Origin of the sequence: Brachybacterium sp. J153 (assembly GCF_036311905.1) — a bacterium.
GTDB lineage: Bacteria > Actinomycetota > Actinomycetes > Actinomycetales > Dermabacteraceae > Brachybacterium.
The window spans coordinates 144845-156821 of sequence record NZ_JAZDCH010000005.1; the positions used below are offsets into that span (position 1 = coordinate 144845).

Below are 11977 nucleotides of genomic sequence, written 5' to 3' on the forward strand. Positions count from 1 at the left end.
CCGCAGGAGCGTCCGACCGACTGCCGCACCCTCGCCCCGGAGCGACCGTCAGCGGCGCGGACGGGCTCGACCGACCCCCTGCGCGGCCTCCGCGTCGGCATAGCGCATCCCGGGCGGGACCTGTGCGAGCTCGAACCAGCTCGCCGCCCGCGGCAGCAGGCGCACGTCCTGCCAGGGCACTTCGAAGGCCGGGTCGCGCCACAGCGTCAGGCCGATCTCGTCGCGGCGTCCGCTCGCGACCAGCGCGAGCCGGCGCAGCCGCGACAGCGGATGCGGATCGGCGCGGGCCGCGTCGGGGATCGCGACGGCACCGCCGAGGTCGAGTCGCCAGACGGTCTCGCCCCAGTGCAGCTCGGCCGCCTCGGGGGTTCCGACGATCACCGCGGGTGGTCGCAGGTCGGCGGCGCGTACCGGGGCGGGCGGCAGCGGGTCTCCGCGCGTCAGCACCTCGCCCTGGACCCACGCCCCGGGCAGGACGAGGCGTCCGCCGACGGCGACGTCGACCAGCAGCGCCTCGCCGAACGGGCGCAGTGGTGCACTGAGCTCCCCGCCGTGCCGCATGTCGCGACGGGGTGCGGCGAGGACCCTCACCTCGGCCAGGTCTCCCGGACGGTCGGTGAGCGGGATCGAGACCCGTGTGCCGGGGAGGGGCGGGCTCGCTACCGGGCGGTGGACCGCCGGGCTCATCGGCGGAACCGCGCCTCGGGACGGTCCTCGAGGGCGATCGCGAGCATGTCCGTGAAACGGTCGTTCATCGGCGGCGGCTCCGCGACCGGGAACCAGCGTGCCTCGGTGTTCTCCCCGTCCGCCGGATGGGGCTCACCGACCTCGTGCACGCACAGGAAGCAGAGGTCGAGATACTGGGCGCGGTCGCCGTTGGCATAGACCATCGGCGGCAGGCTGCGCACATCGATCAGGCGCACCGCCCGACAGGTGACCCCGGCTTCCTCGAGCACCTCCCGCTCGGCGGCGACGGCCGGCTCCTCCCCCGGGTCGATGATCCCGGTGACCGGAGTCCACTGGCCGTTGTCGCGGCGGCGCACCGCGAGCATCTCGGTCCCGTCCGGGGAAAGCACGATCGCCGTCACTCCGGTCATCCACAGCAGGTCGTGGCCGATGCGCTCGCGCAGGGACAGCACGTAGTCGGGGGTGGCCATGAGCCTCCTCGGGTCGGTCAGCGCGGGGCGGCTCAGCCGCCGGTGATCGCGGGAATGGTCGCGACCCCCATGATCAGCACGAACACCACGATGTAGAACACGAAGAAGAGCACGATCAGGCCCAGGGTGACCCAGAAGATGATCCAGCCGACCTTGTTCATCGTCTGCGCGCTGGACGGATTCGTGTCCAGCTGCACGAGCGCGATGATGCCGAAGATCGCCGGGAAGGTGCCGCCGCACAGCAGCCCGAGGACGATCAGCAGGATCGCGTTGTTCTGGATCGCCTTGCGGTCATGCATCGTCGGTGCCGTCCCGGATCAGTCGGTGAGAGGACGCCCGTGGGCGTCGCGGAGGAAGGACTCGCTCTTGGCGAGGACCATGATGCCCTCGATCAGTCCCCACCAGGCACCAATACCGCAGGTCACCACGGTGACGACGATCTGGATGATGCCGATGGTGGTGTAGCCCATGAGGAAGCGGTGCACGCCGAAGCCGCCGAGGAAGATGCCCAGCAGGCCCACGAGAAGACGGCTGGGGGCCTCGCCGGCGGGCACTCCGGCCGCGCCGGGCTGCTGGGCGTACGCGCCCTGGCCCGCCGGAGCGGCGCCGGGGGCCGGCTGGCCGTACGCCTCGGAGGCGGATGCGCCCGAGGCGGCCGGGGACCAGGACTGCTCGCTCTGGCCGTAGGGATCTGCGGCCGACGAGGCCGAGCCGGGCTGCTGGCCGTAGGGGTCGGCAGCGGACGCGGTCGAGCCGGTCTGCTGCGCGAACGGATCAGCCGGCGGCTGCTGACCGTAGGGATCCGCGGCCGACGGGGCAGAGCCCGGCTGCTGGCCATAAGGATCCGCGGCCGACTGCTGGCCGTAGGGATCTGCGGCCGACGAGGCCGAGTCGGGCTGCTGCGCGAACGGGTCAGCCGGGGGCTGCTCCGAGGCGCCCTGCTGACCGTAGGGGTCCGCCGGGGGCTGCGCCCAGGGGTCCTGGCCGGAGGAGGCGTCGTGTCCGCTGCCCTGGGTGTTCCAGGAGCCGTTGTCACCGGGGTTGCTCATGGGCACCACGATAACGGCTCCACCACCCGCCGCACACCGCGGCGGGCCGGGTGCGCCGTCCGGCTGCCGCTCAGCGCCGGCGCTTCTCCCGGATGCGCACGCCCAGCACGATCGGCGAACCGGTGAACTCGAAGTCCTCGCGCAGACGGCGCTCGATGAAGCGTCGGTAACCGTGCTCGAGGAAGCCGCTCGCGAAGATCACGAAGCGGGGCGGGCGCGTGCGGGCCTGCGTCGCGAAGAGCACGCGGGCCTGCTTGCCGCCGCGCAGCGGATGCGGATGCGCCGCGACCAGCGTGCCGAGGAAGGCGTTGAGCCGACCCGTCGGGATGCGTCGGTCCCAGGACTCGAGGGCGCGCTCGAGCGCAGGCACGAGCCGCTCCGCGTGCCGACCCGTCTCCGCCGAGATGTTCACCCGGGGCGCCCAGGCGACGTGGGCGAGATCCTTCTCGATCTCCCGCTCCAGCTGCTGGTGGCGCTCCTCGTCGAGGAGGTCCCACTTGTTGAAGGCGAGCACGAGGGCGCGCCCGGACTCGAGGACCATGTCGATGATCTTGAGGTCCTGGGTGGAGATCGGCTCCGAGGCCTCGAGGAGCACGATCGCCACCTCGGCGCGGTCCAGCGCCGCGTGGGTGCGCAGCGAGGCGTAGTAGTCCGCGCCCTGCGACTGCAGCACGCGGCGGCGGATGCCCGCGGTGTCGACGAAGGTCCACTCCTTGCCGCCGAGGGTGATCTTCTCGTCGACGGGGTCGCGGGTGGTGCCGGCGACGTCGTCGACCACCACGCGCTGCTCCCCCGCCAGGCGGTTCAGCAGCGAGGACTTGCCGACGTTGGGACGGCCCACGAGCGCGACGCGGCGCGGCCCGTGGTCGACCGGTGCGCCGCGGCCCTCCTCGGGCATCGCGGCGACCACGGCGTCCAGCAGGTCGCCGGAGCCCCGGCCGTGCAGGGCGGAGACGGGATGCGGCTCGCCCAGGCCGAGGTTCCACAGGGCCGCCGCCTCGAGCTCCCCGCGCTGGTCATCGACCTTGTTCGCGACGAGGACGATCGGCACGTTCGCGCGGCGCAGCACCTTGAGCAGCTGCTCGTCGGTGGTGGTGATGCCCACGTTCGCGTCGACGATGAACATCACCACGTCGGCGAGGGAGACGGCCACCTCGGCCTGCTCCGCGACACGGTAGGCGATGCCCTGGACCCGGTCCTCCCAGCCGCCGGTGTCCACCAGCCAGAAGTCCTTGCCGGTCCACTCCGCCTCGTAGAAGACCCGGTCGCGGGTCACGCCGGGGCGATCCTCGACGACCGCCTCACGGCGGCCGAGGATGCGGTTGACCAGGGTGGACTTGCCGACGTTGGGGCGGCCCACGACGGCCACCACGGGCAGGTTGCGCTGGATGCGGTGGACGGACTCCTCCGCCTCCTCTCCCGCGAGCAGGGCGAGGTCCTCCTCGTCGAGCTCGTACTCGGTCAGGCCCGCGCGCAGGGCGGACTCGACCTCGTCGTCGCTCGGGCCCTCGCCATCGGCGCGCGGGGCCGGCTCGGGGACACCGTGCTCGGCCTCCTCCTGGTCGGCCTCGGCCTCGGCGACGAGCATCAGCACCCGCTCGACGACGTCCTCGATGTCGAGCCCGGTGGTGTCAAGCGCGTGCACCCCCTCGGCGGGGGTGAGGAACTCCGAGACGGTCGAGTCGTCACGGTCGCGGCGCAGCACCTGGTCCGCCATCCGCGCCCGGGTCTCCTCGGTGTCCTCGAGCTCGAGCTCCGCGGCGCGCCGGCGCATCCGCTCCTCGTCGCTCGCGGTGAGGAGCACGCGCACCTGGGCGTCCGGCGCGACGACCGTCGTGACGTCGCGGCCCTCGGCGACGCAGAAGCCCCGCTCATCGGCCGCGGCGTAGAGCAGCTCGCGCTGGCGGCGCTGCAGGATCGCGCGCACCAGGGTGTTCGTGGCCACGGCACTGACCAGCTCCGAGATGCGCTCGGAGCGGATCTCGGCGGTGATCTCGCGACCGCCGACGGCCACGCGGGCACCCGCGGGATCGGTGCCGAGATCGAGGTCGAGCGTCTCGGCGACCGCCGCGACCGCCTCGTGGTCGGCGAGGTCGATGCCGCGCTCGAGGCAGGTCCAGGTCACGGCGCGGTACATCGCGCCGGTGTCGAGCATGCCTCCGCCGAGGGCGTCGGCCACCAGGCGGGAGACGGTCGACTTGCCGGATCCGGCCGGGCCGTCGATCGCGATGGCGATCCCCCGGGCGGGACCTGCGAGGGCGGAGGGGTCGTGCGGCGCGCTGGTGTGCATCCCTGAAGGATACGGGGCGCTCAGCCCTCGGCGACGGTCCAGCCCCGCGCGCCGAGCTCCCGGGTGAGCATCTCCTCACGGGTGGCGTCCACGGAGACGTGGGCGATGCCCACCGCGCGGCCCAGCTCGTGCTCGAGGCGGAGATCCTCGAGGTTGACGCCGATCTGACCGATCTCCGTGAGCAGCCGGGCGAGCTCCCCGGGCCGGTCCGGGACGAGCACGGCGAGCACGGCGAAGGAGTCGGTGCCGGCGCCGTGCTTGCCGGGGATGCGCCGCACCCCCCGGTTGCCGTCGGCGATGAGGGAGGCGAGGGCGCGGCGGGAGCCGGTGCGCGGATCCGGGTCGCCGCGCAGCGAGTCGAGGGCGGAGAGCACGTCGTCCAGACGGTCCCGGACCCCGGTGAGGACCTCGCGCACCGAGGCGGCGTTCGCTCCGAGGATCTCGACCCACAGCCGAGGATCGGAGTCGGCGATGCGGGTGGTGTCGCGGAGGCCCTGGCCGGCGAGGCCGAGGGCGCTCTCCGAGGGCTCCAGGAGGCTGCCCGCGAGCAGGCTCGAGAGCACCTGGGGGACGTGGGAGACGTGGGCGACGGCGATGTCGTGCGCGGCCGCGTCGAGGAGCGTGGGGACGGACCCGATCTCGGTCGCCACGGCCCGCAGTGCGGTCACCGCCTCGGGACGGGTGCCGGGATGCGGCACGACCACGAAGGGACGCCCCTGGAAGAGATCGCCGCGGGCCGCGATCACCCCGGACACCTCGCGACCGGCCATGGGATGGGCGCCGATGTATCGCGGCAGGTCGCTCTCGCGTCCGAGGGCGCGCACGCCGTCGAGGACCGTGCTCTTCACGCTCGCGACGTCGGCGACGATCGCCTCCGGCCACTGCGCGAGGGCCCGCACCACCAGCGCCGCGGCGACATCGGGCGGCGCCGCGACGAGCACGAGCGCGGGATCGGGGTCCCCGTCGGCCGGCAGCTCCCCCACGCCCAGCTCGACGGCGAGGGCCGCGGTGCCCGGGGACACGTCCTCGACCTGCACGGGGACGTCCGCGGCGCGCAGTGCCATGCCCAGGGAACCGCCGATCAGCCCCGTGCCGACGATCCGCACCGGACCCGGGACGAGTCCGCTCACAGTCCCACCTCGGCCATCAGGGTGCCGAGCTCGCGGCCGGTCAGCTCGCGGGATCGCCCCGGGGCGAGATCGCCGAGCAACACCGGTCCGATGCGGGTGCGCATGAGCGAGGTGAGCTCGAAGCCCTGGGACGCGAACATGCGGCGCACGATCCGGTTGCGACCCTCGTGGAGGGTCACCTCGACGACCGCCTCGCGACCGTCCTGCGCGAGCACCCGGGCGCGGTCCGCGCGGGCGGGGCCGTCCTCGAGCTCGACCCCCTCGCGGAGCGTCTTCACCAGGCCGCGCGGCGGACCTCCGGGTGCGTCGAAGCGGCACACGTACGTCTTCTCGACCGAGAAGCTGGGATGGGTGAGCCGGTGGGCGAGCTCCCCGTCGTTGGTGAGGAGGAGCAGCCCCTCGGTCTCGTAGTCGAGCCGGCCGACATGGTAGAGCCGCTGGTCGTAGCCCGCGGTGAACTCGGTCAGGTCGCGTCGTCCCTCGGGGTCGCTCATGGCGGAGACGACCTTGCGCGGCTTGTTCAGCACGACGGTCAGCTTCGCCTCGTCGAGCTGCAGGCGGCGCCCGTCCACGTGCACGGTCTGGGTGGCGGGATCGATGCGCACGCCCTGCTCGAGCACGACCGCGCCGTCGACGCTCACGCGACCCGAGGAGATCAGCGCCTCGCAGGCACGGCGGGATCCGAACCCGGCCCGGGCCAGGACCTTCTGCAGGCGCTCGCCGTCCTCGCGATGGACCTCCGGCCCGTAGCCGTCGTCCGGGGCCGGAGCCGCGGGGGTGCCGTCGGCCTCGCGCAGCCGGACCGTCCGCGGCGGGGTGAAGGCGCTGCGCCGACGTCGGCCGCCGCCGCGGGAGGAGGAGCCGGCCATCAGGCGGCCGCGCCGCGCGCGATCAGCTCGCGGGCGAGTTGGCGGTACGCGTCCGCGCCCTTGTTGGTGGAGGCGAAGGAGATGATCGGCTCGGCCGCGACGGACGCGTCGGGGAACTTCACCGTGCGGTTGATGGTGGTGTGGAAGACCTTGTCCGGGAAGGCCTCGACCACGCGCTGGCACACCTCGCGGGCGTGCAGGGTGCGCGGATCGAACATGGTGATCAAGATGCCGTCGAGCTCGAGGCGCGGGTTGATGCGGTCCTGCACCTTCTCGATGGTCTCCACGAGCAGCGCGACGCCGCGCAGCGCGAAGTACTCCGCCTCGAGCGGGATGATCACGCCGTGGCTCGCGGCGAGGGCGTTGACCGTGAGCAGGCCCAGCGACGGCTGGCAGTCGATGATGATCACGTCGTAGTCGTCGGCGACGGGGCGCAGCACGCGGGCCAGCGCCATCTCCCGCGCGACCTCGTTGACCAGGGTGACCTCCGCGGCGGAGAGGTCGATGTTGGCGGGCAGCACGTCGAGGCCCTCGGTGGAGGTCTCGCGGATTACCTCGCGCACGTCGTGCCCCCGCTCCATGAGCAGGTTGTAGACGGTCACGTCGAGGTCGTACGGGTTCACGCCGGTCCCCGCGCTGAGCGCTCCCTGGGGGTCGAGGTCCACGAGCAGCACCTTGCGACCGAGCTCCGCGAGCGCCGCCCCCAGGTTGATCACGCTGGTGGTCTTCCCGACCCCGCCCTTCTGGTTGACCATCGAGATGATCCGGGCGGGTCCGTGGCCCTCGAGCGGCGCCGGCTCCGGCAGGTCCGGCATCGGCCGGCCGGTCGGGCCGAGATCGATGTCCAGCTGCTGGGAGGAGGAGGGGCTCACGTCGTAGTCCTGTCGTCGGCGTCGTGGTCGGGTGCGGGGACGGGCCACGGCCGCCCTCGCGGACGGCATCAGGTCCTCGAACCCCGGGAGGGGCGTCTGCGCGCAGTCGCCCGAGGCGTGTCGGCGAGACGGCCCCGGGGCCGGGGTGCTCGCGCCGGTCAAGTCTAAGCCCCCCGTCGGGCACGGGGGTGGGTGATCGCGTGAGCCTCCCGCAACGAGTCGACCGTGACCTTCGTGTACAGCTGCGTCGTGGTGACCGAGGCGTGGCCGAGCAGTTCCTGCACGGCGCGGACGTCGGCCCCGCCGTGCACCAGATGCGTCGCGAAGGAGTGGCGCAGGGTGTGCGGGCTCACCGTCTCGGGGATCTCCGCCGTCTCCGCCGCGCGCTGCACCACCTGCCAGGCAGCCTGCCGCGTGAGCCGCGTCCCGCGCGAGCCGAGGAAGATCGCGGGGGTCCCACGACCGCGGGACGCGAGGGCGGGGCGGCCCCGGGTGAGATAGGCGTCGAGCGCCTCGAGCGCATAGCGGCCGACGGGCACGACGCGGTGCTTGTCCCCCTTGCCCCGCAGCACGGCGGAGCGCTCGGCGCGATCGACGTCGTCGAGGTCCATGCCGGTGGCCTCCGAGATGCGGGCGCCGAGGCCGTAGAGCACCTCGACCAAGGCGCGATCCCGCAGGGCCCGCTCGGTCGCGTCCCGACCGGTGCCGGGACGGCTCGCGGCCTCGAGCAGGGACTCGACCTGGTCGATCGCGAGGGGATGGGGCAGGCGCGCGGGCACCGCGGGCGAGGGCACCAGGCGCGTCGGGTCCCCGGTGGAGGAGACCCGCTCCGCCTCCAGGAAGGAGTGCAGCCCCCGCACGGCGGCGAGGGCCCGGGCGGCGGAGGCGGCCGAGAGCGCGCTCCCCCCGTCGGCCCCGGTGCGGAGGGTCTGCACCCAGGCGGTCAGCCGTGCCGGCTCGATCGCCGCCGTGTCGTCGTCGGTGCGGGCGAGGTCCGCGAGATAGCGGCGCAGATCGCGCCGATAGGCGGCCAGGGTGTTGGCGGACAGGCCGCGCTCCACGCGCAGATGCGCGAGGTACTGCTCGAGGAGCCGACGGTCCCCGGGGCGCAGGTCGTCCTCGTCGGCGGCGGGGCCGTCCGACGGGGACCGCCCGGCGCCCGCCTCGCTCACAGCGTGACGAAGGGATCGATCGCCAGGGCCACGAACAGCAGCGAGAGGTACGTGATCGAGCCGTGGAAGACGGTCATCGGGCCGAGCTGCTTCCCGGTCCAGCCCTTGTGGACGCGCACCGCGTAGCGGACCACGAGGAAACCGAACCAGGCACCCGAGGCGACGGCTCCGACGCCGTACACCCAGCCGGTGTGGCCGAGGGGGATGATCGCGAGGCTCGCCGCGATCATCAGCGCGGTGTGCATGATCATCTGCCGCGCGACGGAGGTCCGGGAGGCGACGACGGGGAGCATCGGGACGCCGGCCTCGGCGTAGTCCTTCGAGAACTTCTCCGCGAGGGGCCAGTAGTGCGGCGGGGTCCAGAAGAAGATCACCAGGAACAGCAGGACCGCGGTCCAGGAGACGGTCTCGGTGACCGCGGACCAGCCGATCAGCACCGGCATGCAGCCCGCGACGCCGCCCCAGACGATGTTCTGGCTCGTGCGGCGCTTGAGGATCATCGTGTAGAAGACGACGTAGAGCAGGATCGCGGCGACGGCGAGGGCCGCGGACATCCAGTTCACGAGCAGGCCGAGCCACACCGCGGAGACCGCCGAGATCACGAGCCCGAAGATCAGCCCGGCACGCGGGGAGATCTCGCCGGTGACCAGCGGCCGGTTGCGGGTGCGCTTCATCTTGGCGTCGATGTCGCGGTCCAGGTACATGTTCAGCGCGTTCGCCCCGCCCGCGGCGAGGTATCCGCCCACCAGCGTCGCGACGATCAGCCACGGGGACGGGAAGCCGCCGGCGGCGAGGAACATGGTGGGGATCGTGGTGATGAGCAGCAGCTCGATGATCCGCGGCTTCGTCAGCGCCACATAGGCGCGGAGCACCGAGAGAGGAGTTCGCCGGGGCGTCTCGCCGTGCATCCCCGTCGACTGCGCGGATGCTCCCTGGGTGGCGGTCACCGCCCACCGTCCCTTCCTTCTGCACACGGCGCACGGCCGCCTGGACCTGCCCAGTCTAGGTGACGACGGCGCGCCCTCTTCCTGACGGCGCGCGTGAGACGTGGCACCGCACCTTGATCGCCGGCCTGTCCGCGAACAGCGGACGACAATAGGCGGAACGCGATCACCGTTACTGTCGTGAGCGCATTAAGGTGGTCGCATCGCTCCGCCCTCGCCCCCGGGGACCTCGCGGCACCCGCCGCACCGACCCGGCGTGGCGCGACCGGCGGGGCTGTCGAATGAAGCGGCCGAACGCCGCTGCCCGGCGAAAGGAAGCACACATGACCGACACCTTCAAGGCCCCCGAGGGCTGGACCGAGCTCGACAAGCGCGCCGTCGACACCGTGCGCGTGCTCGCGGCCGATGCCGTCGAGAAGGTCGGCAACGGCCACCCCGGCACCGCCGTGAGCCTCGCACCCGCCGCCTACCTCCTGTACCAGGACGTCATGCGGCACGACCCGACCGATCCGGCATGGCTCGGCCGCGACCGCTTCGTGCTCTCCGCGGGCCACTCCAGCCTGACCCAGTACATCCAGCTCTTCCTCGGCGGGTTCGGCCTCGAGAAGAAGGACATCGAGGAGCTGCGCACCTGGGGCTCGAAGACCCCGGGCCACCCCGAGAACTTCCACACGAAGGGCGTGGAGATCACCACCGGCCCGCTCGGCCAGGGCATCTCCTCCGCGGTCGGCTTCGCCATGGCCCAGCGCCGCGAGCGCGGCCTGCTCGACCCCGAGGCGGCGCCGGGCACCAGCCCCTTCGACCACTTCACCTACGTGATCTCCTCCGACGGCGACCTGCAGGAGGGCGTCTCCTCCGAGGCCAGCTCCCTCGCCGGCACCCAGCAGCTCGGCAACCTCATCGTGATCTGGGACGACAACGAGATCTCCATCGAGGGCGACACCTCGATCGCCTTCACCGAGGACACTGCGGCGCGCTACGAGGCCTACGGCTGGGACGTCCGCACCGTCGACTGGACCAACGGCGGGACCGAGTACGTCGAGGACGTCGCCGCGCTCAAGGACGCGATCCTCGAGGGCCAGAAGGTCGCCGACAAGCCGACCTTCATCCGCCTCCGCACCGTGATCGGCTGGCCGATCCCCGAGCTCGCCGGCTCCCACAGCGTCCACGGCGCGAAGCTCGGCGCCGAGGGCGTCAAGGGCCTCAAGGAGGCCGTCGGCTTCGACCCGGAGCAGACCTTCCAGGTCGACGAGGACGTCCTCGCCCATACCCGCGGCCTCGCCGAGCGCGCTGCCGCCGCCAAGGCCGAGTGGGAGAAGGGCTACCAGGCGTGGCGCTCCGCGAACGCCGACGCCGCGACCCTGCTTGACCGCCTGCAGGCCCGCGAGCTGCCCGAGGGCTTCGCCGAGGCGTTCCCGACCTTCGAGGCCGACGCGAAGGGCGTCGCCACCCGCGCCGCCTCCGGCAAGGTCCTCGGCGAGCTCGCCGCCGTCATGCCCGAGCTGTGGGGCGGCTCCGCCGACCTCGCCGGCTCGAACAACACCACCATGAAGGGCGAGCCGTCCTTCCTCCCCGCCGAGCTCAGCTCCTCCGAGTTCGCCGGTGACCAGTACGGCCGCACCCTCCACTTCGGCATCCGCGAGCACGGCATGGGCGCGATCCTCTCCGGCATCTCGCTCCACGGCCTGACCCGCCCCTACGGCGGCACCTTCTTCCAGTTCGCGGACTACATGCGCGGCGCCGTCCGCCTCGCCTCGCTGATGAAGACCCCGGCCACCTATGTGTGGACCCACGACTCCATCGGCCTGGGCGAGGACGGCCCGACCCACCAGCCGGTGGAGCACCTCGCGGCCTACCGCGCGATCCCGAACCTCTCGATCGTGCGCCCCGCGGACGCGAACGAGACCGCGCAGGCCTGGAAGGCCCTGCTGGAGCGCGACAACGGCCCCGTCGGCCTGATCCTCTCCCGCCAGGCACTGCCCACCTTCGACCGCACCGAGTACGCCGGCGCCGAGAACCTGGCGAAGGGCGGCTACGTCATGAAGGAGGCCTCGACCGGCACGCCGGAGGTCATCCTCATCGCCACCGGCTCCGAGGTGCAGTACGCCGCCGAGGCGCAGAAGCAGCTCGAGGCCGAGGGCACCCCCACCCGCCTCGTCTCCATGCCGTCGGTCGAGTGGTTCGACGAGCAGTCCGACGAGTACAAGGAGTCGGTGCTCCCCGCCTCCGTGACCGCTCGCGTCACGGTCGAGGCCGGTATCGCGATGCCCTGGTACCGCTTCCTCGGCACCTACGGTCGCGCCGTGTCGCTCGAGCACTACGGCGCCTCCGCGGACGCGAAGACCCTCTTCCGCGAGTACGGCTTCACCGCCGAGGCTGTCGTGGCCGCCGCCAAGGACTCGATCGCCGCAGCCAGCGCCTGATCCACCCGCGGGGGGGGGGGGGGGGGGGGGGGGGGGGGTACCCCCCTCTCCCCCCCCTCCCCCCCCCCCCC

Annotated in this window: 11 protein-coding genes; 1 reads left to right on the forward strand and 10 read right to left on the reverse strand. The window is 72.8% G+C overall.

From position 1 onward, the window contains the following. Window positions 1-48 precede the first annotated feature (48 nt). The 10 genes from V1258_RS03590 to V1258_RS03635 form a co-directional block, all read right to left on the reverse strand. Window positions 49-687 (reverse strand): hypothetical protein, encoded by a 639-nt coding sequence (locus V1258_RS03590; protein WP_329748390.1) that lies wholly within the window; start codon window positions 685-687, stop codon window positions 49-51. Beyond that, complete coding sequence (locus V1258_RS03595) at window positions 684-1157, reverse strand: NUDIX hydrolase (protein WP_329748391.1); 474 nt, start codon at window positions 1155-1157, stop codon at window positions 684-686. Before V1258_RS03595 ends, V1258_RS03590 begins: the two co-directional genes overlap by 4 nt. A gap of 32 nt (window positions 1158-1189) precedes the next feature. After that, complete coding sequence (locus V1258_RS03600) at window positions 1190-1456, reverse strand: hypothetical protein (RefSeq protein ID WP_329748392.1); 267 nt, start codon at window positions 1454-1456, stop codon at window positions 1190-1192. Window positions 1457-1474: 18 nt separating this feature from the next. Then, window positions 1475-2206 (reverse strand): TM2 domain-containing protein, encoded by a 732-nt coding sequence (locus V1258_RS03605; RefSeq protein WP_329748393.1) that lies wholly within the window; start codon window positions 2204-2206, stop codon window positions 1475-1477. 70 nt (window positions 2207-2276) lie between these two features. Further along, entirely contained in the window at window positions 2277-4496 is a 2220-nt protein-coding gene (gene der / locus V1258_RS03610; RefSeq protein WP_329748394.1) for a bifunctional cytidylate kinase/GTPase Der, read from the reverse strand. A gap of 20 nt (window positions 4497-4516) precedes the next feature. After that, entirely contained in the window at window positions 4517-5626 is a 1110-nt protein-coding gene (locus V1258_RS03615) for a prephenate dehydrogenase (RefSeq protein WP_329748395.1), read from the reverse strand. Further along, complete coding sequence (locus tag V1258_RS03620; protein WP_329746757.1) at window positions 5623-6495, reverse strand: pseudouridine synthase; 873 nt, start codon at window positions 6493-6495, stop codon at window positions 5623-5625. The genes V1258_RS03615 and V1258_RS03620 overlap by 4 nt, the downstream gene beginning before the upstream one ends. Beyond that, the gene (locus V1258_RS03625; RefSeq protein ID WP_329748396.1) at window positions 6495-7367 is read right to left on the reverse strand and encodes a ParA family protein; all 873 of its coding nucleotides are present in this window, start codon (window positions 7365-7367) and stop codon (window positions 6495-6497) included. The genes V1258_RS03620 and V1258_RS03625 overlap by 1 nt, the downstream gene beginning before the upstream one ends. Before the next feature lie 164 nt (window positions 7368-7531). Further along, on the reverse strand, window positions 7532-8539 hold the full coding sequence (locus V1258_RS03630) for a tyrosine recombinase (RefSeq protein WP_442878566.1): 1008 nt from the start codon (window positions 8537-8539) through the stop codon (window positions 7532-7534). Continuing rightward, window positions 8536-9486 carry a heme o synthase gene (locus V1258_RS03635; RefSeq protein ID WP_442878567.1) on the reverse strand — a complete coding sequence of 317 codons (951 nt, stop codon included), beginning with the start codon at window positions 9484-9486 and terminating at the stop codon, window positions 8536-8538. Before V1258_RS03635 ends, V1258_RS03630 begins: the two co-directional genes overlap by 4 nt. Window positions 9487-9806: 320 nt before the next feature. Here V1258_RS03635 and tkt point away from each other — a divergent pair, with 320 nt between their 5' ends. After that, entirely contained in the window at window positions 9807-11906 is a 2100-nt protein-coding gene (gene tkt / locus V1258_RS03640; protein ID WP_329748397.1) for a transketolase, read from the forward strand. Window positions 11907-11977: the final 71 nt, after the last annotated feature.

Bases quoted from the DNA above. Each gene is read 5' to 3' on its own strand.
- V1258_RS03590 (WP_329748390.1), bottom strand. From the start codon at position 687: ATGAGCCCGGCGGTCCACCGCCCGGTAGCGAGCCCGCCCCTCCCCGGC.
- V1258_RS03595 (WP_329748391.1), bottom strand. From the start codon at position 1,157: ATGGCCACCCCCGACTACGTGCTGTCCCTGCGCGAGCGCATCGGCCAC.
- V1258_RS03600 (WP_329748392.1), bottom strand. From the start codon at position 1,456: ATGCATGACCGCAAGGCGATCCAGAACAACGCGATCCTGCTGATCGTC.
- V1258_RS03605 (WP_329748393.1), bottom strand. From the start codon at position 2,206: ATGAGCAACCCCGGTGACAACGGCTCCTGGAACACCCAGGGCAGCGGA.
- der (WP_329748394.1), bottom strand. From the start codon at position 4,496: ATGCACACCAGCGCGCCGCACGACCCCTCCGCCCTCGCAGGTCCCGCC.
- V1258_RS03620 (WP_329746757.1), bottom strand. From the start codon at position 6,495: ATGGCCGGCTCCTCCTCCCGCGGCGGCGGCCGACGTCGGCGCAGCGCC.
- tkt (WP_329748397.1), top strand. From the start codon at position 9,807: ATGACCGACACCTTCAAGGCCCCCGAGGGCTGGACCGAGCTCGACAAG.